The sequence below is a fragment of the Massilia sp. METH4 genome (genome assembly GCF_037094685.1).
Classification (GTDB): Bacteria; Pseudomonadota; Gammaproteobacteria; order Burkholderiales; family Burkholderiaceae_D; genus Rugamonas.
Genome location: NZ_CP146614.1, coordinates 2897052 through 2917668, shown reverse-complemented (window position 1 = coordinate 2917668; position 20617 = coordinate 2897052). Strand labels below are relative to the sequence as shown.

Here is a 20617-nt window from a genome sequence, read left to right as displayed (position 1 = left end):
CTTATCCCTTGGTCTTGAGCCGCGCCGAGCGCAGGATTTCCACGCACAGCGCCTCGTACGACATGCCTTCCGCGCGAGCGGCCATCGGCACCAGCGAGTGGCTCGTCATACCGGGCGAGGTGTTCGCCTCCAGCAGGAACGGGCGGTTGTCGCTCTCGCGCAGCAGCACGTCGATGCGCGCCCAGCCTTCGCAGTCCAGCGTGCGATAGGCTTCCACGGCGATGCGGCGCATCTCGGCCTGGATCGCCTCGTCGAGCTGCGGTGGGCAGAAGTACTGGACGTCGTCGGTGAAGTACTTGTTCTGGTAATCGTAGTTGCCCTTCGGCGCCACGATCTCCACCACCGGCAGCGCGCGGGCGCCGGCACCCGTGCCCAGCACGGCCACGGTGAATTCGCGGCCTGCCACGAACGACTCGGCCAGCACGGAATCGTCCAGCGGCGCGCACTTGGCATATGCGCCCGCGAATTCTTCCAGCGCTTCCACTTTCGAGAAACCGATCGACGAACCTTCGTGCGGCGGCTTGACGATCAGCGGCAGGCCCAGCTTCGCGGCAACCGCCGCCAGGTCGCTGTCGTCATGCAGCACCGCGTATTCGGGCGTGGGCAAGCCTGCCTTCAGCCACAGGATCTTGGTGGTGATCTTGTCCATCGCCATCGCGCTGGCCATCACGCCGCTGCCCGTGTAGGGAATGCCCAGCAGTTCCAGCGCGCCCTGCAGCGTGCCATCCTCGCCGTAGCGGCCGTGCAGCGCGATGAACACGCGGTCGAACTTCTCGGCCGCCAGTTCGGCCAGCGAGCGCTGGCCCGGATCGAACGCGTGGGCGTCGATGCCCTGGCTTTGCAGCGCCTGCAGCACGCCTGTGCCGGACATGATGGAGACGTCGCGCTCGGCGGAGCGGCCGCCGAACAGCACGCCGACCTTGCCGAACGATTGCGCTTCTTCCTTCGCGATGCTCATGCCGATGCTCCGTAATGAATGAGTTTGCCCGGAACGCCGCTGATTGCGCCAGCGCCCATCGTGAGCACGACGTCGCCGTCGCGCACCACGTTCATGATCGTTTCCGGCACCTCGCCGATCGTTTCGACGAACACCGGTTCCGTCTTGCCGCGCGCGCGGATCGCGCGCACCAGGGAGCGGCCGTCGGCACCGACGATCGGCGCCTCGCCTGCCGGGTACACCTCGACCAGCACCAGCACGTCCACCACCGACAGCACGCGGGCGAAGTCCTCGAACAGGTCGCGCGTGCGGGTGTAGCGGTGCGGCTGGAACGCCAGCACGAGGCGGCGGCCGGGATAGGCGGCGCGCGCGGCGGCCAGCGTTACTTCCGTCTCGACAGGGTGGTGGCCGAAGTCGTCCACCAGCGTGAAGGTTCCGCCGCCCGGAATGGCCACGTCACCGTACTTCGTGAAGCGGCGGCCCACGCCGGCAAAGCCGGCCAGGCCGGCCTGCGTGGCGCTGTCCTCGACGCCGATCTCCCGCGCGATCGCCACGGCCGAGCAGGCGTTCTGCACATTGTGCATGCCGGGCTGGTTCAGCACGATGTCCAGGTCGGGGAAGCCTTCCTGCAGCACCGTGAAGTGCATCTGCGTGCCGACCGCACGCGCGTTCACCGCGCGCACTTCGGCGTCGTCGGCGAAGCCGTAGGTGGTGACGGGCTTGGTCACCTGCGGCAGGATGCTGCGCACGTGCGGATCGTCGATGCACAGCATGGCGCGGCCATAGAACGGCAGGCGGTGCGTGAAGTGCACGAATGCCTGTTTCAGCTTTTCGAAATCGTGCTCGTAGGTGTCCATGTGGTCGGCATCGATGTTCGTGATCACCTCGATCATCGGCGCCAGGTTCAGGAACGACGCGTCCGATTCATCCGCCTCGGCCACCAGGTACTCGCCCGAGCCCAGCTTGGCGTTGGCGCCGGCCGCGGTGAGCCGGCCGCCGATCACGAACGTGGGATCGAGGCCGCCCTGGTACAGCACGGAAGCGACCAGCGACGTGGTCGTGGTCTTGCCGTGCGTGCCGGCGATGGCGATGCCGCGCTTCAGGCGCATCAGCTCACCCAGCATGACGGCGCGCGGCACGATCGGGATCTTTTTCGCGCGGGCGGCCAGCACTTCCGGGTTGTCGGCGGCGACAGCGGTGGACGTGACCACCGCGTCGGCTTCGCCGATGTATTCGGCCGCGTGGCCCTGGAATACCTTTGCGCCCATGTCCGCCAGGCGCTGGGTGACCGCATTGCTGCCCAGGTCGGAGCCGCTGACGTTGTAGCCGAGCGTGACCAGCACCTCGGCGATGCCGCTCATGCCGCTGCCGCCGATGCCGACGAAGTGAATGTTCTTTACCTTGTGTTGCATTGTTATATTGGTTCGTCTATGCCAGTTGTTCGAGTACTTGTGCGATCGCGTCGTTCGCGTCGCGCTTGCCCACCGCGTGCGCCGCCACCGCCATCGAACGGCAGCGCTCGCGCGTGAGCGTTTGCAGCAGCGCCGCCATGCTCTGCGCGCTCAGTTCGCTCTGCGGCAGGTGGATCGCCGCGTTCTGTTTCGCCATCCATTGCGCGTTGTCGCGCTGGTGGCTCGTCGTCGATGCCACCAGCGGCACCAGCACGCTGGCAACGCCGGCCGCCGTCAGTTCGGAAACCGTGATCGCGCCGGCGCGGCAGATCACCACGTCGGCCTGCGCGTAGGCGCCCGCCATGTCGTCGATGAAGTCGACCACGTTCGCCTGCACGCCCGCCTGCGCGTAGCCGGCGCGCAGGGCATCGATGTTCTTCTTGCCCGACTGGTGCGTCACCAGGGGGCGTTCGGCAGCCGGGAGCAGGGCCAGCGCGGCCGGCAGCGCATCGTTCAGCGCCTTGGCACCCAGGCTGCCACCCACGACGAGCACGCGCAGCGGGCCTTCGCGGCCGGCGAAGCGCTGCTCCGGTGCCGGCAGGTCGAGGATTTCCTTGCGCACCGGGTTGCCGGTCACGACAGCCTTGCCGGCGGCGCGGCCGAAGTCGGCCGGGAAGCCGAAGCACACTTTCGAGGCCACCGGCGCCAGGGTCTTGTTCGACAGCAGCAGCGCCGCGTCGGCATTGACGAGCACCAGCGGCACGTTGCGCAGCTTCGTCATCATCCCGCCGGGCACCGTCACGTAGCCGCCCATGCCCAGCACGGCGTCGGGCTTGCGGCGCTTCAGTATCCCGTAACAGTCCCGGAACGCCTTGAGCATCTTGAACGCGCCGGAAATCGTGTGGCCGAGGCCCTTGCCGCGCATGCCGGAGAAATGGATCACGTCCATCATCACCCCGGCCTTGGGCACCAGGTCGCCTTCCATGCCATGCGACGTGCCCAGCCAGCTCACTTCCCAGCCGCGCGCGCGCATCGTCTGCGCGATCGCGAGGCCGGGGAAGATGTGGCCGCCCGTGCCGGCCGCCATGATCACGAGCCTCTTCATTTTCGCGCCCGTTTGCGCGGTAGCTTGCGCGGTCGTTTGCATATTCATACTCGTCCGCCCCGCATCAGGACCCGGTTCTCGTAATCGATCCGCAGCAGGATCGCGAGGCCGAGGCAGTTCACGAGCACACCCGTGCCGCCGTAGCTCATCAGCGGCAAGGTCAATCCCTTGGTGGGCAACAGGCCCAAATTCACTCCCATGTTGATGAACGTCTGGATGCCGATCCAGATACCGATGCCCTTGGCGACGAGGCCGGCGAAGGTCTGGTCGATGGCGATCGCCTGGCGGCCGATCTCGAAAGCGCGTTTAACGATCCAGTAGAACATTCCGATGACAACCAGCACGCCGATCAGGCCCAGTTCCTCGCCGATCACGGCCAGCAGGAAGTCGGTATGCGCTTCCGGCAGGTAGTGCAGCTTTTCCACGCTGCCGCCCAGGCCCACGCCGAAGATCTCGCCGCGGCCGAAGGCGATCAGCGAGTGCGTGAGCTGGTAAGCCTTGTTCAGGGCATTCTCTTCTTCCCACGGATTCAGGTAGGCGAAGAAGCGGTCGCGCCGGAACTTCGACAGCGCGATGATCGACACGAAGATCGTGACCAGCATGCCGGCGATGCCGCCGAACCAGATCGCGTTCACGCCGCCCAGGAACAGGATGCCCATGGCGATACAGACGATCACGCCGAAGGCGCCCAGGTCGGGCTCGAGCAGCAGCAGCAGGCCGACCACGCTGACGGCGATCGCCATCGGCATGAAGCCCTTTGTCAGCTTGTGCATGAACTGCTGCTTGCGCACCGTGTAGTCGGCCGCGTACAGCACGATGAACAGCTTCATCAGCTCGGAAGGCTGCAGGTTGTAGAACTTGAGCGACAGCCAGCGCCGGCCGCCGTTGACGACAACGCCAATGCCGGGAATCAGCACGAGCACCAGCAGGAACAAGGTGCCGATGAACAGGTAAGGCGCCCAGCGCTGCCAGGTGGCGATGGGAATGCGGAACGCCAGCAGCGCCATCACCGCCGAAATGGCGATGAAGGTGGCCTGCCGCGTCAGGAAATACGAATTCGAGTACGAAGCGTACTTGCGCGAATCGGGCAAGGCGATCGATGCCGAATACACCATCACCATTCCCGTCAACAGCAGCAGGATGATCACCCACAGCAGCGGCTTGTCGTACTCCATCATGCGCGACTGGCGCGCGCGGATATCGATCGGAGTGACCGATCCGCCGCCGGAGAACTTGAATGGCAGCTGGAAAGCCATCAGATCTCCTGTCCCGCATCCAGCGCGATCTCGCGCACGGTGTCGATGAACACCTGGGCGCGATGCGCGTAGTTCTTGAACATGTCCAGGCTGGCGCAGGCGGGCGACAGCAGCACGGCGTCACCGGCATGGGCCAGCGCGGCCGCGCGTTTGGTCGCTTCTTCCAGCGTCGCGAAGTCTTCCAGCTGCACGCCGGTGCCGGCCAGCACGGCGCGGATGGCCGGCGCATCGCGGCCGATCAGCACCACGGCGCGCACGTAGCGCGACACCGGGCCGGCGAGCGGATCGAATTCCTGGCCCTTGCCGTCGCCGCCGGCGATCAGCACGATCTTCTGCGATTCGCCGCCGAAGCTCTTGCCCAGGCCATCGATGGCGGCCACGGTGGCACCCACGTTGGTGCCCTTGCTGTCGTCGTAGAAGTCGACGCCGTTGATCGACGCCACCAGTTCCACGCGGTGCGGCTGGCCTTTGTAGTCGCGCAGCCCGTGCAGCAGCGGCGCGAACGGCAGGCCGATCGCGCGGCACAGTGCCAGCGCGGCCAGCGCGTTGGTGGCGTTGTGCGTGCCGCGGATCTGCAACGCGTCGGCCGGCATCAATTTCTTGACATAGGTTTCGACGGCCGGCACGGGTTCGTTCTTGCGGCGTTTCCGGGCAGGTTCGGCGTCGTCCGCCGGCTCGGCCGTGGCCAGCCACCAGATGCCGCGCTCGTTCACGAGGCCGAAGCTGTTCAGCCCCTCCGGTTCGCCGGTGCCGAAGGTCGCATTCGTGCCGATCGGGTTGGCCATGCGCATGGTCCAGGCATCGTCGCGGTTCAGCACGCGCACGGTGTGCTCGCCGAAGATGCGGGCCTTGTCGTCCGCATAGGCTTGCATCGAGCCGTGCCAGTCCAGGTGGTCCTGCGTCAGGTTCAGCACCGTGGCGGCGTCGGCCTGCAGCGAATACGTGGTGTGCAGCTGGAAGCTGGACAGTTCCAGCACCCAGGCCTGCGGCAACGAGTTTTCCGACTGCGCCGCATCCATCGCTTCGCGCAGCACGTCCAGCGCGGCGGGACTGATATTGCCGGCCACCTTCACGGACAGGCCGGCGCGCTCGCACAGCTGGCCCGTCAGCGTGGTGACGGTGGTCTTGCCGTTGGTTCCCGTGATGGCGATGACCTTCGGCGCATAGGCGCGATCGGTCTTCAGCCAGGCCAGCGCCTGGGCGAAGAGTTCGATCTCGCCCCAGACGGGAATGTTCTTCTGCTGCGCGGCCGGCAGGATGTCGGCCAGTTCGCGGTTCGGTGCCAGGCCCGGGCTGACGGCGACGAAGTCCACGCCGTCGAGCAGCGCGGCATCGAACGGGCCGGAAATGAACTGCGTGCCCGGCACCGCCTCGCGCAGGGCGGGCAGCCGGTCCGGCACGGCGCGCGTGTCGGCCACGCGCAGCAGCGCGCCGCAGCGGGCCAGCCACTGCGCCATCGCCAGCCCCGATTCGCCGAGGCCCAGTACCAACGCGATTTTGCCGGTGTAGATCATGGTATCAACGCAGTTTCAGGGTGGAGAGGCCGACCAGGACGAGCATCATCGTCACGATCCAGAAGCGGACCACGACCTGCGTTTCCTTCCAGCCCTTCTGTTCGAAATGATGGTGCAGCGGCGCCATCAGGAACACGCGGCGGCCCTGGCCATAGCGCTTCTTCGTATACTTGAACCAGCCCACCTGGATGATCACGGACACGGTTTCGGCGACGAAGATGCCGCCCATGATGAACAGCACGATTTCCTGGCGCACGATGACGGCGATGGTGCCGAGCGCGCCGCCCAGCGCGAGCGCGCCGACGTCGCCCATGAACACCTGCGCGGGATGCGTGTTATACCAGAGAAAAGCCAGGCCAGCGCCGGCCATGGCGCCCACGAAGATGATCAATTCGCCCGCGCCGGGAATATGCGGGATGAACAGGTACTTCGAGTACGTGGCGCTGCCGGTGAGATAGGCGAACAGGCCCAGGGCCGAACCGACCATCACGGTCGGCATGATGGCCAGGCCGTCCAGGCCGTCCGTGAAGTTGACCGCGTTCGAGGAACCGACGATCACGCAATAGGTCAGCGCGATGAAGCCCCACACGCCCAGCGGGTAGCTGATCGTCTTGAAGAACGGCACGATCAGGTCGGCCTTCGGCGGCAGGTCCATCGAGAAGCCGGACTGCACCCAGTTGAAGAACAGCTTGAACACTTCGGCCGGCGTGGGTGCCGACACGGAGAACGCCAGGTACAGCGCGGCGGCCACGCCGACCAGCGACTGCCAGAAGTATTTTTCGGCCGAGCGCATGCCTTCGGGGTCCTGGCGCACCACCTTGCGGTAGTCGTCGACCCAGCCCACGGCGCCGAAGCCGATCGTTACCACGATGACCGGCCAGATCAGCCGGTTCGACCAGTCGCACCACAGCAGCGTGGAAACGCCGATCGCGATCAGGACCAGCACGCCGCCCATCGTGGGCGTGCCGTGTTTTTTCAGATGCGTTTGCGGGCCGTCGGTGCGCACGGCCTGGCCGTACTTCATGGCCGTGAGCTTGCGGATGACGGCGGGACCGGCGACAAGGCCGATCACGAGTGCCGTGATCGTGGCGAACACGGCGCGGAATGTAATGAAGTTAAAGACGCGGAAGGCGCCGATATCGTCCTGCAGGTACTGTGCGAGCCAGAGCAGCATGATCAGTGGTTTTCCTTGTTAGCTTGTTGCGATCCAATCAAATGCTGCACGACCCGCTCCATCTTCATGAAACGGGAGCCCTTGATCAAAACTGTTGCGTGCGGCGTCGCGGCGGCATCGACTGCCGCCAGCAACGCGTCGAACTCCTTGAAATGGTGGGCATGGCCGGACATATGCTGCGCCAGTTCGCCCGTGACGAGCACCTGTTCGATGCCCTTGCCCGCCGCATAGGCGGCAATCTCTTCGTGGAATTCCTTCCCCTGGGCCCCCACCTCGCCCATATCGCCCAGCACCAGCACGCGCGGCGCCGGGCTGTTCGCCAGCACGTCGATCGCGGCGCGCACCGAATCCGGGTTGGCGTTGTACGTATCGTCGATGACCACGGCGCCGTTGGCGGCCTGCTTGCGTTGCAGGCGGCCGCTCACGGGCGCGAAGTTGTCCAGCCCCGCCTTGATGCGATCGAGCGGAATGCCGGCGGCGTAGGTGCAGGCCACGGCGGCCAGCGCGTTGCGCACATTGTGTTCGCCGGCGGCCTGCATGCCGGCATAGAACTGGTCGAACGCGCCGTCCGCGCGGCGGATCGACACGAACATCTGGGAGCCGAAATCGGCCGGGCGGAAGGAGCAGCTCACGTCCGCTTCCTTGCTCAGGCCGAAGGTCAGCGTGCGCCGCGCGCCGGCCAGCTCGCGCCAGATCGGCGTGAACTCGTCGTGCGACGGGAATACCGCCACGCCATCGGCCGGCAGCGCGGCCAGCACTGCACCGTTTTCACGTGCCACCGCTTCCACCGTGTGCATGAATTCCTGGTGCTCGCGCTGCGCGTTGTTCACCAGGCCGATCGTGGGCGCGGCGATCTTCGCCAGGCGGCCGATCTCGCCGGGATGGTTCATGCCCAGTTCAATGACGGCGGAGGAATGGTGCGGGGCCAGGCGGAACAGCGTGAGCGGCACGCCGATCTCGTTATTCAGGTTGCCGCGGGTCGCCAGCCGGTCTTCTTCGCCGTGCGCGGCAGCCAGGATGGCCGCGATCATTTCCTTCACGGTCGTCTTGCCGTTGCTGCCGGTGACGCCGATGACGGGCAGGTCGAACTGATTGCGCCACCAGCGGGCGATCTCGCCGAGGGCGACCAGCGTGTCCGGCACCACGATGGCTGGCGAGGTGCAGCCATCGGGCAGTTTCTCGACCACGACGGCGGCGGCCTTCTGCACCACCTGAGGCAGGAAATCGTGCGCATCGAAGGTTTCGCCGCGCAGCGCGACGAACAGCGCGCCGGGGTTCACGGTGCGGCTGTCGGTCGACACCCCATCGAAGGCGATCGCATCGCCGCCGAGGTTGCCTGCAATGCGTGCGCCGGTCAGCGCGCCCAGGATCTGGTCCACCGTTGCGCGCATCAGTTCGGCCTCATCATCGTCAGTCGAGCTGTCAATGCCAGTTGGGCGTGGTCGGCATCGGAGAACGGCAGTTTCTTGCCCTTGATCTCCTGGTAGGGTTCGTGGCCCTTGCCGGCCACCAGGATCACGTCGTTCTTCGCGGCGTGCTTGACGGCGGAGAGGATCGCGGCGGCCCGGTCCTCGATGGTCTGCGCGGGGCGGCCGGCATCCATGCCGGCCACGATCTGCGCGATGATCGCGTGCGGGTCTTCGCTGCGCGGGTTGTCGCTGGTGACGAGCACGTGGTCCGCCGCCTGGGCGATGCGGCCCATCTGCGGGCGCTTGCCCGGATCGCGGTCGCCGCCGCAGCCGAACACGCACCACAGCTGGCCGCCCCGGTCAGTGGCCACGGGGCGCAGCGCTTCCAGCGTTTTTTCCAGCGCATCGGGCGTGTGCGCGTAGTCGATCACGACCATCGGCGCATCGTTGCCGCCCACCAGCTGCATGCGGCCCGGCGCGGGCGTGAGCGCCTCGATCGCGTCGACGGCGGCGCGCAGGGGCATGCCTTTCGCCAGCAGGGCGCCCAGCACGCCGAGCGCATTGCTGACGTTGAACGCGCCGACCAGGCGCGTCTTCACCTGTGCCGAACCGTAGGGCGAGTCGAGGTGGAATTCGGTGCCCGCGCTGCGGCTCTTGACCTGGCTGGCGCGCAGCACGGCCATGCCCGGCATGGCCGGCACGTCGCTGTCAGGCTTGAGCGTGTAGCCGATCACCTGGGCGCCATTCACCAGGGCGGCGATGCGCACGCCGGCCGGATCGTCCAGGTTGATCACGGCCGCCTTCAGGCCGGGCCACGCGAACAGCTTCTGCTTGGCCGCCTCGTAGGCTTGCATCGAGCCGTGGAAATCGAGGTGGTCGCGCGTGAGGTTGGTAAACAGCGCCACGTCGAAGTGCATGCCCGACACGCGGCCCTGTTCCAGGCCGATGGACGAAACTTCGATCGCCAGCGAGCGCGCGCCGGCGGCGCGGCATTCGTCCAGCGTGCGGGCCAGCAGCACCTGGTCCGGCGTGGTGTAGCCGGTGGAGGTGAATTCGGGTTCGGTGCGGCCGTAGGTGGAGCTGTGAAACAGGCCGACGCCCAGCGTGCCGATCACGGCGGCGGTCTCGCCGGCGCGCGACAGCGCGTGCCCCAGCCACACGGCGGACGAGGTCTTGCCGTTCGTGCCCGTGATGCCGACCGTGAACATGCCGGCATCCGGCATGCCGTACACGGCGTGCGCGATCGGGCCCGCGGTGCGCTTCAGGTCCGGCACGGCCCGGCCGGCCACCTGCCATTCGGCTTTCCACTGGAAATCCTGCGGGTCGTACAGCACGGCGGCGGCGCCCTGCTCGATGGCCCGTTCTATATAGTTGCGGCCGTCGCCGGCGTCGCCCGCGCTGTTGTTGGGATATGCGAAAAATACATCGCCGGACTTGATCCGGCGCGAGTCGGATGCCAGCTGGCCGCCCGGCGCGGCCTGCCTGATCCAGGCAGCAATGGTGTTGATGTCGTCGTTATTATTCATGTTCGTCATTTACATGGCCTCCCCTTCGTTGCCCGTCGGCGCCACGATTTCCGTGACGGTGGAGTCGGGAGGCACGTTCATGGCGCGCAGCGCGTTCTCTGCGACTTTGGCGAAAGTGGGGGCGGCCACCTGGCCGCCGTAGTGGCCGCCCTGCGTGGGCTCGTCGATCATCACCGCGATCACGAAGCGCGGTGCCGACAACGGCACAATGCCCACGAAGGAGCCGATGTACTTGCGCGGGATCGCATAGCGGCCGTTTTCCACCTTGTAGGCGGTGCCCGTCTTGCCGCCCACGCGATAGCCCGGGATCTGGGCCTGCTTGGCGGTGCCGTCCTTGCCGGAGACGACCATTTCCAGCATTTCGCGCATCTGCCGCGCGGTTTCCGGCTTGATGACCTGCTGGCCCTGCGGCATGTCGTGGCTCTTTTCGAAGGTGAGCGGAATCAGGTCGCCGTCGCGCGCGAACATCAGGTAGGAACGAGCCAGCTGGATCAGCGATACCGAAATGCCGTTACCGTAGCTCATGGTGGCCTGCTCGACCGGGCGCCAGTTCTTGTACGGGCGCACGCGACCGGCCACGGCGCCGGGGAAGCCCCACTTCGGCTGCTGGCCGAAGCCAACCTTGGTGAACATCTCCCACATCTCCTGCGGCTGCATCGACAGGGCGATCTTGGAGGTGCCGATGTTCGACGACATCTCGACGATCTGCTGCACATTGATCACGTGGTGCGCCTTGGTGTCGCTGATCGTGCGGTCCTTGATCGTGTAGCGGCCGTTGCCGGTATCGATGTTGGTGTGCGGCTTGACGATGCCCTTGTCCAGCGCCAGCGCCACGGTGATGGGCTTGAGCGTGGAACCCGGCTCGAAGGAATCGGTCATCACGCGGTTGCGCAGCTGGGCGCCGGTGAGCTTGCGGCGATCGTTCGGGTCGTAGCTGGGGTAGTTGGCCAGCGCCAGCACCTCGCCCGTGTGCACGTCCAGCACCACGGCCGCGCCGGCCTTGGCGGAGAACTTCTCGACCGCGGCCTTCAGCTGGGTGAAGGCGATGTACTGGATCTTCGAATCGACCGACAGCACCAGGTCCTTGCCGTCGTGCGGTTCGTGCTTGGCGCCGATGTCCTCGACGATATGGCCCAGCCGGTCCTTGATGACGCGGCGCGTGCCGGTCTGGCCGACCAGCGTCTTCTGGTGCGCCAGCTCCATCGATTCCTGGCCGACGTCTTCCACGTTGGTGAAGCCCACCACGTGTGTCATCACTTCGCCCTGCGGGTAGAAGCGCTTGTATTCCTTGCGAGTGTCGATGCCGTCGATCTTCAGCGCGGCGATCTTGTCGGAGACGTCCTGCTCGACCTGGCGTTTCAGGTAGACGAAATTGCGGTCCGAGTCGAGCTTCTTGCGCAGCTCGGCCTCGCTCATGTCCAGCAGGCCCGCCAGGGCGCGCAGTTTTTCCGGCGGCGCCTGCAGCACGTCGTCCGGGATCGCCCAGATGGCTTTCACGGGAATCGACGACGCCAGCACCTGGCCGTTGCGGTCCATGATCTTGCCGCGCGTGGCCGGCAGTTCGATCGTGCGGGCGTAGCGGATCTCGCCCTGCTTCTGCAGGAACTGGGTGGACAGGCCTTGCAGCCATACGGCGCGCACGGCCAGGGCCGTGAAGGCCGCGAACAGCACGAACAGCACCACGCGCGAGCGCCAGGTGGGCAGGCGCACGGCGAGCACGGGGCTCTTCGAGAACGACACGCCCTTCGAGGCGGCCACGCGCGAGCCGGCGGCGTTCGAGCGGCTCATTCCTCGCCCTCCGTCAGGTACTGGGTGCGCGCCGGCGTCAGCTGCGTCATGCCCAGGTCCTTGTGCGCGATTTCCTCGATGCGGGCGTGCTTGCCCAGCGTGGACTGGTCCAGCTGGAGCTGCGACCATTCGATGTCGAGCTGGCGCGACTTGGCCTGCGCCCGTTCCAGTTCGATGAACAGGTGGCGCGCCCGGTATTGCGCGTTAACGAGCGACAGCGCGCAGCCCACGAGCAGCGCGGCCAGCACGGCGGCGAGCTTGCCGCTCATGCCGGCTTCTCCACGGGATTGCCACTGCGCGGCAGGCGCATCGCCACGCGCAGCACGGCGGAGCGGGCGCGCGGGTTCTCGTCCACTTCGCGATCGGAAGGCTTGATCTTGGCCAGCAGCTTGACCTCGGGCTGCGGCAGGTCGGCCGCGCGGATCGGCAGGCGGCGGTCCGGCTGCGGCACGTTGGCGCGCTCGGCGAAGAAGCGCTTGACCATGCGGTCTTCCAGCGAGTGGAAGCTGATCACGGCCATGATGCCGCCCGGCGCCAGCGCGTCGTAGGCTTGCCTCAGTCCTGCCTCGAGGTCCTCAAGCTCTTGATTGATGAAAATCCGGATAGCCTGAAAGGTGCGTGTGGCCGGATCCTTGCCCTTCTCCCGGGTTTTGACCGCGCCTGCCACGATGCCGGCAAGCTGTCGTGTGCTTGAAATTGGCTCGACTGCCCGGCGAGCAACAATCGCCTTTGCAATCTGAAAAGCAAACCGTTCTTCCCCATAATCCCTGATCACCTTTTCAAGAGTCTGTTCCGATTCCGTGGCCAGCCATTCGGCCGCGGAGATGCCGCGTGTCGTGTCCATCCGCATGTCGAGCGGACCGTCGTTGCGGAATGAGAAGCCGCGCGCGGCATCGTCGACCTGCGGCGAGGAGATGCCCAGGTCGAGCAGCACGCCATCGACCTGTCCGATGCCGCGCTCGGCCAGGGCGGATGCCATCGTGGCAAAACTGTCGTGCACGATCGCAAAGCGCGGATCGGCGATCTGCAGGGCGGTGGCGATCGCCTGCGGATCCTTGTCGAAGGCGACCAGGCGGCCATTGGCGCCCAGGCGCGAGAGCAGCAGGCGGCTGTGGCCGCCGCGGCCGAAGGTGCCGTCGACGTAGATGCCGTCGGCGCGCGCGCCGGCGATGGCGAGCGCGTCGACCGCTTCGTCTAGCAGCACCGTACGATGCTGGAATTCTGGCACCGCTGTGTTCGTCATGGGGCGGGACCTCAGAAGGAGAAATCGGACAAGGTGTCCGGCATGCCGACGTCGATCGTGGCTTGCTCGTTTTCGGCGCGTTTGACCGGATCCCAGATTTCGAAATGCGTCACCATGCCCGACAGCACGACTTCGCGGCCAAGCCCGGCAGCGGCGCGCAATTCCGGCGCCACCAGGATCCGGCCCGCCGAATCCATTTCCACATCGCTGGCATTGCCCAGCAGGATGCGCTGCCAGCCGCGGGCCGACATGGGCCACGAAGCGATCTGGTCGCGCTTTGCTTCCCATACAGGGCGCGGGTACATCAGCAGGCAGCCGTCCGGGTGCTTGGTCAGCGTGAGGCGACCTTCGCACTGGATCATCAGCGCGTCACGATGCTTGGCGGGAATGGACATCCTGCCTTTCGCATCGAGATTGATCGCGGAAGCGCCCTGGAACACGGCTGTACTTTCTCTTTAGAACCTGAGTTTTGGAAAATCTGTTGTTGATTTTGGGTGGCGCCGTCTCCGCCCCGGAATCCCACAAAACGACACTTTTTGACACAGGTGCCCACTTTAAAGGGCGACACGACAGTGGTCAAGCGATTTCCGAGCGGCAAATGGCCATTTTTACTAATGAAATTAAGGACTTAGCGCGTATCGTTCAAGCAGCCTCAAGACAGAAAACGTCGCAAAATCAGGTACCTAGGCAATTTAATGCATGTGCTACCTCATCTACGGCGAGGTACCAAAGGCTTCTATTAAGCAAAAATTAAAATTTGAGAAAAATATAATGTTGCCCAAGTACAACGGCTGAGTAGCGGCGGGACAACGCTGCCGGAGGGCCGGAAATGGATGGGTGTGTCGCCGTTTCCCGACACTGTCACCGCATCAGTACACCGTTGTAGACGCAGTGAGCGCTTCCGGGGGCGCTAGCGAAGGGGCAACACTTTTGGTGAGCATTCGGTAACCGGAGTGCTCTGAATAATTCCTTGCGGAAACGACATGTATATACAACTTTGCGGGAATTTTTGGTGTGGATCAGGGTGGGATTATACGCAGGTCTTTACTTGCAATATGAAATTGACTGATAAGTCTCCAATACACATCCGTGCGGCTTGCAGACGGAGCGAGTACTCATCTACATAACATCCTGCAAAGTAGCGCGTCACTGCCGAAGACCCGGCGTTCAACGAATTGCGATAACGCAACTCCCTTTCCCATCCCTCCCCCGACAATCTCCTTCCAGCTCTCCCAGGAGGAATCGATGAGACAAGCGGGCAGTACTTTTACCCCCAGCGTATGGCAGCGCCTCACCGCGCCGGCCACTGCCGCCACGCTGACGCTGGACCAGCACAAGCGTGCCATCACGCGCGATCTCGAAAACCTGCTCAATACCCGCACCGCCATTCCGGAAGACGACCTGCTCGGCCGGCCCCTGTGCCGTCGCTCGATCTTGAACTTCGGCCTGGCCGACTTTGCGCAGTTGTCCCTTTCCAGCAGCGCCGACCGCAAGGATGTGTGCGACCAGCTCGAAACGGCCATCGCCCGGCATGAACCTCGCCTTTGCGGCGCGCGTGTGCACCTGGTGCACGAACCGGGTGTCGTCAACCGGCTCAGTTTCGTGGTCACCGCCCAGTTGCGCATGCAGGATGCCGGTGAGCGTGTGCGCTTCGACGTGATGCTGGAGCCTTCCACCCTGCATTACTCGATTCGCTGACGGAGGACCGGATGAAGAAACGACGCGAATACTTCGAACGCGCACTGGGCACCCTGCAAGGTTATGCGCATGAATTCGCCGCCGAATACCCGGCCCAGGCAATGCGACTGGGAATGGCAAACGGCGCCAGCGACGACCCGCACATCGAGCGGCTGCTCCAGGGTACTGCCTTCCTGACGGGCCGCATCGAGCAGATGATCGAGGAGAACGACAACAAGGTCACCGAAGCGATCCTGAGCGTGAATTACCGGCAGTACCTGCTGCCGTTCCCTTCCACCGCGATCGTGCACGTCGACCCCGGCCAGGCAATCCACGGCATGAGCGACGCCACGCGTCTGCCGCGCGGCGCCATGCTGAACAGCCGGTCGGACGACGGGGTGACATGCCGGTTCCGCACCGTGCAGGACGTGTACATCGCTCCGATCGTCATCACGGACGTGGCTTTCCGCTCCGTGTTCCACGCGCCGCAGGCGCTGGCCCGCCCCGTGGAAGTACTCACGGCGATCAGCATCGGCATCGAATGTCTTGCGCCGCACGCGGCCGGCATCGATCTCGCTGCCGTGCGCACCATGATCGCCGGCGAGCCATCGCTGTGCGCGACTTTGCGCGACGCGCTGTTCCTGCACACGAAGGCCGCCTATGTGGAGCTGCCCGGGAGCCAGTGGCATGCGCTCGACGGGGTTCCGCTGGCAGCAGCCGGCTTCGACGCCGCCGACGCGGTGCTGCCCTGCCCGCCCACGTCCCACCCCGCATTCAGGCTGCTCACCGAGTATTTCGCATTCCCGGAGCGCTTCAATTTCATCGATATCGCCTGGCCACCCCTGGCGCGGCACATCAAGCCGGAGTGCACCCGCCTGACGTTGCACCTTGGCCTCGACATCCGGCATGACGCCCCGGCCGCGCGCCGCCTGGCGGCGCTGTCGCCCGCCAACCTGCTGCTGAACTGCACGCCGGTGGTCAACCTGTTCCCGCACAGTGCCTGCCCGATCGACCTGGATTATGCGCAGCCTGACTACCCTTTGCTGCCGGAAGGGAGCCCGGCCGCAGCGTACGACATCTACAGCGTGGACAAGGTTTGCGCACTTCGCGGACCCGCGCACGGCGAAGCGCGCAAGCAGGAGCTGACGGAATTCCGCCCCTATTACTCGCTGCGGCACGGCGAGCAGCACGGCAAGGGCGCCTATTACCTGCTGAGGCGCGATGCGGAACGCGCCATCACGCAGCCGGGCCACGAGACGCGCATCTCCCTCATCGACCGGGGACTCGATCCGCTCGACATGCCGAATGCCAGCGTCTCCATCGACCTGACGTGCACCAACCGCGACCTGCCGGCCCGATTGCGCCATGGCGCGCCGGACGGCGATCTGCAACTGGAACAGGCGGGCGCGGACTGGACGCTGCGCTTCCTAAACCGCCCCGCCCCGCAATACCGCTTCAGCGGCGACATCCAGTGGCGCCTGGTCTCGCAACTGGCACTCAGCCACACGGCGCTGGTGCAGCAAGGGGTAGATGGCCTGCGCGAAGCCCTGGCGCTCTACGACCTGCGCCAGTCGGCCGTGACCCAGCACCAGATCCGCGCCATCGCGGCGCTGGAGCGGCGCCAGGCACGCACCTGGTTTCGCGACGAAAAGGGCCGCACACCGGTATACGGCATTGAAATCCGGCTCACGGTCGACGAAGAGGCGTTCGTCGGCACCGGCCTGCACCTGTTCGCCCAGGTACTGGATCACTTCTTTGGCTTGTGCGTGCACATCAACAGCTTCAGCCAGCTGACCATCATCTCTCTCGCGAATGGAAAGGAACTCCTGCGATGCAAACCACGACATGGCGAGATCGAACTGGCCTGATCCGGCAAGTGCTCGACCAGCCGCACCGCTACGACTTTTTCCAGGCCGTGCATCTGCTGGACCGGTGGCTGCAGGGCCAGCCGGGCCAGCACACGCTCGACAGCACGCTGCGCTTCAGGAACAGCATTTCACTGGCCTTCCCGCCCAGCCAGGTCGAAGCCCTGGCCGTGAGCGAGGGCCGCGTGCACATCACGCCCGCATTCATCGGTTTCCTCGGCGTGAAGGGCGCGCTGCCCTATTGCTATACCGAGACCATCGCCGCGCAGGTACATGGCGACAAGGATGACAGCGGGCGTGCCTTCCTGGACTGCTTTTCGCAGCGCGCCGTCTTGCTGTTCTACCGCGCCTGGGAAAAATGCCGCGTCGAATACCGGTTCAGGCGCGACGGCAGGGATGATTTCCTCGACATGCAGCTGGCATTGGCCGGCCATGCGGGGCGCAACAAGGAAGCCATCATTCCGGCCGAGGCGGTCGCGCACTACGCGGCCCTGCTGCGCCAGCGGCCGGTCTCGGCGGCGCTGCTGTCCGCCGTGCTGAACGATTACTTTGGCGTGCCGATCCGGATCGAACCGTTCGTGGCCGCGTGGGAGATACTGCGGCCGGACGAGCTGTCGGTACTCGGCAAGCCCCAGCAATGCCGGCTCGGCACGATGATCGTCGGCCGGCGCTATCGCACCCGCACTACCTGGGTACGCCTGTGGATCGGGCCTCTCACCGAGCAGCAATACGATCATTTCCTGCGCGATGGCGAAGGGGGCAAGGCACTGAAAGCCATGCTGGCGTTGTTCGCCATTCCCGAACTGCGCTTCGAAGTGCGGCCGATCCTGCGTGCGCAGGATGTGAAACCTTTCATCCTGGGCAAGGCCCGCCTGGGGCGGGCAGCCATCCTGTCCAGGCGACCGGCCACCCGCGATCACGACAAAACCCGCTACCTGATCGAGCCCTTCTGAAAAACGGAGCCCACATGGATCACGACCAATTCGACGATACCGACCCGCTGGAACAGTACCTCACGGCGCGCAACCGGCCGATCCAGATGCGGCTCGTCCTCGCGGACGGCCTGTCGGACACCGTGCTGCTGCCGCAGCGCGTTTCGGGCACGGAAGCGATCTGCGTCGGCATCGAGCTGCGCGTGTATTGCGTGTCGCTGGACGTACACCTGCCCTTGAAAGAACTGATCGGCGTGGCGGCCGAGGTGCAAATCGTCACCGATGAAGGCAAATTGCGCAGCCTCTGCGGCATCGTGGCCGAAGCGGCGCAGGGCGAAAGCGACGGTGGCCTGGCCACCTACCAGCTCGTGGTGCGCGACGCCCTGGCGATCCTCGACCTTGCCGTCAACACGCGCGTATTCCTCGACAAGACGGAACTGGAAGTAGTGCAGGCGGTCCTCACCGAGGCCCGCCGCAACAACCCCGCGCTCGCGGCGGCATTCGAATTCGAGGTGGACGCCGCGCTCGGCATGCGGCGCTACCCGCCCCGCAAGCAGATCGTTCAATACAATGAAGGCACCGGCGCCTTCGTGAAGCGCCTCCTGCGGCGGCGCGGCATCAGCTGGTTCTTCCGGCCCAAGCCCCGCGACGAAGACAGCCGGGCGGCAGCCCCCGTGCACACGCTGGTGCTGTTTCGCGATACCAAGCGGCTCAAGCAAGCCCCCGCCGGGTGCGTGCGCTTTCACCGCAACAGCGCCACCGAGCAGCGCGACACCATCACGGCCTGGAGCGGCGTTCGTACCCTGCGGCCCGGCAGCGTGACGCACTTCAGCTGGGATTACGCCAACCCGCGCGGCACCGGCTTCATGACTGCGCATGCCGACACCATGGCCGACCAGGGCGCGAAGGGCAACAAGCTGGCCGCGCAGCTCGACCGCTACCTCGTCGAGGCGCCCCATGTGCGAGACAACGCCGAAGACCTGGGGGCGCTGGCACAGCAGGCGATGGCCCGCTCCGATTTCGAATCGAAGTGCTACCACGCCGAAGGCGGCCTGCGCTCCTGCGCCGCCGGGGAGTATTTCAGGCTGGACGGCCACCCGGACCTGGCCGAGCACACGGAAGAGGAGCGCGATTTCGTCATCCTGTCGCTGCAATTCATCGCCCAGAGCAACCTGCCGAAGGCATTCGATGCGCGCGTGGAACGCCTGTTCGCGCGCAACCGCTGGACGGCCGACATGGCCGACATCCCACTGGCTGCCCGCAACTGGTTCGACGCTGGCGAAATGCGCTTCTTCATGCGCATGACTTGCGTGCGGCGCGACACCCGCTTCGTGCCGGCCTGGGACCCGCGCACCGACCAGCCGCGTGCCGGGATGCAGAGCGCCATCGTCGTCGGCCCCGCCGGCGAGGAAGTGCACTGCGACACGCACGGCCGCATCAAGGTGCGCTTCGGCGCCATGCGCGAACGCGACCACGCCGATGGAGGCGCTTCCGGCACCGATGCCGACTCGGCCTGGGTGCGTGTCGCCACCAACTGGGCCGGCACCGCGGCCGGTCCGGGGTCCCACTTCGGCGCACTCTCGCTGCCACGCGCCGGCACCGAAGTCCTGATCGCCTTCCTGGGTGGCGACCCGGACAAGCCCGTGGTGATCGGGCAGCTCTACAACACCGCCGCCCGCCCTCCCCACCTGGGCACTGACGGCCTGCCCGGCAACCGCTACGTCTCGGGCATCCGGAGCCGCGAGATCAAGGGCACGCGCGTGAACCAGCTGCGCCTCGACGACACGCCCGGCCAGATCAGCGCGCAACTGGCCAGCGACCATGGCCGCAGCGAACTGAATCTGGGCGCGCTGACGCAGCCGCGCACCAACGGCACCGGCGCGCCGCGCGGCGAAGGCGCCGAGCTGACCACCGACAAGCACCTCGCGCTGCGCGGCGCTAAGGGCATGCTGCTCTCTACTTGGCAGCGGCTGGGCAGCGGCGGCAAGCAGCTCGACCGCACGGAATACCTGGCGCTGATGCAGGAATGCGTGGAGTTGTTCCGGTCGCTGGGCGAATATGCCGCCACGCACGAAGGCTTGCCGGTCGACGATGCGGCCCAGGGCGAACTGCAATCCGGCGTCAAGGACTGGGACAAGGCCGGCGCCGCCGCCATCGGCATGACCGCGCCGGACGGCATCAGCTTCGCCACATCGAAGGCCGTCGTCACCTATGCCGCCACCAACGTCGACACGGTGGCGCAACAGCACCTGCAACTGACGGCCGGCCAGCGCTTCAACGTCAACGCCGGCAAGGGCATCTCGCTGTTCTCGCACGCGAACGGCCTGCACGCCGTCGCGCATCATGGGCCGCTGCTGATGCAGAGCCAGCACGACACCACCCAGATCGATTCGGGCAAGGACGTGAAGATCAGCGCCAAGGGGCGCGTGATCATCATGGCCGAGGAGATCGTGCTGGTGAACACGGCCGGGGCGTACCTCGCCTTGAAGGGTGGCGGGCCGGAGATCGGCGGGCCAGGGACGATGACGATCAAGACGGATGGGCATCACTGGAATGGGCCGGCCAGTCAGAAGGCGGAGTTGCCGAAGTTCGCAGAGGGCGAATTTTGTCGGACGCCGCGTGCAATCCGGCCAAGCGACGGCGAGCCCGTCGAGGGGGTGAAGCTGAACTTGGAGGTGGATGGCGGCACCCCGATTGCCATCACGACCGACAGCGCCGGCGAGGGCGGAAAGATCACGGGTGACACCGTTCAATGGCTGCATGCCTACCTTGGTGACGACGAGGCATGAACACGCTCGAA

At 65.8% G+C, this 20617-nt stretch carries 16 protein-coding genes; 4 read left to right on the top strand and 12 right to left on the bottom strand.

Annotated elements, in window-relative coordinates; translation table 11 throughout:
- Position 1: 1 nt before the first annotated feature.
- From V6Z91_RS12950 to mraZ, 12 genes are read right to left on the bottom strand one after another with little or no spacing between them, the layout of a single operon-like run.
- Positions 2–958: a D-alanine--D-alanine ligase gene (locus tag V6Z91_RS12950; RefSeq protein ID WP_338770884.1), complete on the bottom strand. Its 957-nt coding sequence runs from the start codon at positions 956–958 to the stop codon at positions 2–4.
- The gene (murC, locus tag V6Z91_RS12945) at positions 955–2349 is read right to left on the bottom strand and encodes a UDP-N-acetylmuramate--L-alanine ligase (protein ID WP_338770883.1); all 1395 of its coding nucleotides are present in this window, start codon (positions 2347–2349) and stop codon (positions 955–957) included. The genes V6Z91_RS12950 and murC overlap by 4 nt, the downstream gene beginning before the upstream one ends.
- Before the next feature lie 16 nt (positions 2350–2365).
- Entirely contained in the window at positions 2366–3433 is a 1068-nt protein-coding gene (gene murG, locus V6Z91_RS12940; protein ID WP_338770882.1) for an undecaprenyldiphospho-muramoylpentapeptide beta-N-acetylglucosaminyltransferase, read from the bottom strand.
- Between the two features lie 44 nt (positions 3434–3477).
- Positions 3478–4689 carry a putative lipid II flippase FtsW gene (ftsW, locus tag V6Z91_RS12935; protein WP_338770881.1) on the bottom strand — a complete coding sequence of 404 codons (1212 nt, stop codon included), beginning with the start codon at positions 4687–4689 and terminating at the stop codon, positions 3478–3480.
- Complete coding sequence (gene murD / locus V6Z91_RS12930) at positions 4689–6203, bottom strand: UDP-N-acetylmuramoyl-L-alanine--D-glutamate ligase (RefSeq protein WP_338770880.1); 1515 nt, start codon at positions 6201–6203, stop codon at positions 4689–4691. Before murD ends, ftsW begins: the two co-directional genes overlap by 1 nt.
- A 4-nt stretch (positions 6204–6207) precedes the next feature.
- Complete coding sequence (mraY, locus tag V6Z91_RS12925; protein WP_338770879.1) at positions 6208–7377, bottom strand: phospho-N-acetylmuramoyl-pentapeptide-transferase; 1170 nt, start codon at positions 7375–7377, stop codon at positions 6208–6210.
- A 2-nt stretch (positions 7378–7379) separates the two neighbouring features.
- A complete protein-coding gene (murF, locus tag V6Z91_RS12920) occupies positions 7380–8768 on the bottom strand; it encodes a UDP-N-acetylmuramoyl-tripeptide--D-alanyl-D-alanine ligase (RefSeq protein WP_338770878.1) in 1389 nt (462 codons plus the stop codon).
- Complete coding sequence (locus V6Z91_RS12915; RefSeq protein WP_338770877.1) at positions 8768–10321, bottom strand: UDP-N-acetylmuramoyl-L-alanyl-D-glutamate--2,6-diaminopimelate ligase; 1554 nt, start codon at positions 10319–10321, stop codon at positions 8768–8770. Before V6Z91_RS12915 ends, murF begins: the two co-directional genes overlap by 1 nt.
- Positions 10322–12100 (bottom strand): penicillin-binding protein 2, encoded by a 1779-nt coding sequence (locus V6Z91_RS12910; RefSeq protein WP_338770876.1) that lies wholly within the window; start codon positions 12098–12100, stop codon positions 10322–10324.
- Positions 12097–12369 (bottom strand): cell division protein FtsL, encoded by a 273-nt coding sequence (gene ftsL / locus V6Z91_RS12905; RefSeq protein ID WP_338770875.1) that lies wholly within the window; start codon positions 12367–12369, stop codon positions 12097–12099. The genes V6Z91_RS12910 and ftsL overlap by 4 nt, the downstream gene beginning before the upstream one ends.
- Entirely contained in the window at positions 12366–13343 is a 978-nt protein-coding gene (gene rsmH, locus V6Z91_RS12900; RefSeq protein ID WP_338770874.1) for a 16S rRNA (cytosine(1402)-N(4))-methyltransferase RsmH, read from the bottom strand. The genes ftsL and rsmH overlap by 4 nt, the downstream gene beginning before the upstream one ends.
- 11 nt (positions 13344–13354) lie before the next feature.
- Entirely contained in the window at positions 13355–13783 is a 429-nt protein-coding gene (gene mraZ / locus V6Z91_RS12895) for a division/cell wall cluster transcriptional repressor MraZ (RefSeq protein WP_338770873.1), read from the bottom strand.
- An 805-nt stretch (positions 13784–14588) separates the two neighbouring features.
- On the opposite strand from mraZ, the gene tssE reads away from it, so the two are divergent.
- The 4 genes from tssE to V6Z91_RS12875 are packed head-to-tail and all read left to right on the top strand — an operon-like array spanning position 14589 to position 20606.
- On the top strand, positions 14589–15041 hold the full coding sequence (tssE, locus tag V6Z91_RS12890) for a type VI secretion system baseplate subunit TssE (RefSeq protein ID WP_338770872.1): 453 nt from the start codon (positions 14589–14591) through the stop codon (positions 15039–15041).
- Positions 15042–15052: 11 nt separating this feature from the next.
- Positions 15053–16888 carry a type VI secretion system baseplate subunit TssF gene (gene tssF, locus V6Z91_RS12885; RefSeq protein ID WP_338770871.1) on the top strand — a complete coding sequence of 612 codons (1836 nt, stop codon included), beginning with the start codon at positions 15053–15055 and terminating at the stop codon, positions 16886–16888.
- Entirely contained in the window at positions 16852–17838 is a 987-nt protein-coding gene (gene tssG / locus V6Z91_RS12880) for a type VI secretion system baseplate subunit TssG (RefSeq protein ID WP_338770870.1), read from the top strand. The genes tssF and tssG overlap by 37 nt, the downstream gene beginning before the upstream one ends.
- A 14-nt stretch (positions 17839–17852) precedes the next feature.
- Positions 17853–20606 (top strand): type VI secretion system Vgr family protein, encoded by a 2754-nt coding sequence (locus V6Z91_RS12875; protein WP_338770869.1) that lies wholly within the window; start codon positions 17853–17855, stop codon positions 20604–20606.
- Positions 20607–20617: the final 11 nt, after the last annotated feature.

Coding starts and splice junctions, on each gene's coding strand:
- V6Z91_RS12950 (WP_338770884.1), bottom strand. CDS start 958: ATGAGCATCGCGAAGGAAGAAGCGCAATCGTTCGGCAAGGTCGGCGTG.
- murC (WP_338770883.1), bottom strand. CDS start 2,349: ATGCAACACAAGGTAAAGAACATTCACTTCGTCGGCATCGGCGGCAGC.
- murG (WP_338770882.1), bottom strand. CDS start 3,433: ATGAAGAGGCTCGTGATCATGGCGGCCGGCACGGGCGGCCACATCTTC.
- ftsW (WP_338770881.1), bottom strand. CDS start 4,689: ATGGCTTTCCAGCTGCCATTCAAGTTCTCCGGCGGCGGATCGGTCACT.
- murD (WP_338770880.1), bottom strand. CDS start 6,203: ATGATCTACACCGGCAAAATCGCGTTGGTACTGGGCCTCGGCGAATCG.
- mraY (WP_338770879.1), bottom strand. CDS start 7,377: ATGCTGCTCTGGCTCGCACAGTACCTGCAGGACGATATCGGCGCCTTC.
- murF (WP_338770878.1), bottom strand. CDS start 8,768: ATGCGCGCAACGGTGGACCAGATCCTGGGCGCGCTGACCGGCGCACGC.
- V6Z91_RS12915 (WP_338770877.1), bottom strand. CDS start 10,321: ATGACGAACATGAATAATAACGACGACATCAACACCATTGCTGCCTGG.
- V6Z91_RS12910 (WP_338770876.1), bottom strand. CDS start 12,100: ATGAGCCGCTCGAACGCCGCCGGCTCGCGCGTGGCCGCCTCGAAGGGC.
- ftsL (WP_338770875.1), bottom strand. CDS start 12,369: ATGAGCGGCAAGCTCGCCGCCGTGCTGGCCGCGCTGCTCGTGGGCTGC.
- rsmH (WP_338770874.1), bottom strand. CDS start 13,343: ATGACGAACACAGCGGTGCCAGAATTCCAGCATCGTACGGTGCTGCTA.
- tssE (WP_338770872.1), top strand. CDS start 14,589: ATGAGACAAGCGGGCAGTACTTTTACCCCCAGCGTATGGCAGCGCCTC.
- tssF (WP_338770871.1), top strand. CDS start 15,053: ATGAAGAAACGACGCGAATACTTCGAACGCGCACTGGGCACCCTGCAA.
- tssG (WP_338770870.1), top strand. CDS start 16,852: ATGCAAACCACGACATGGCGAGATCGAACTGGCCTGATCCGGCAAGTG.
- V6Z91_RS12875 (WP_338770869.1), top strand. CDS start 17,853: ATGGATCACGACCAATTCGACGATACCGACCCGCTGGAACAGTACCTC.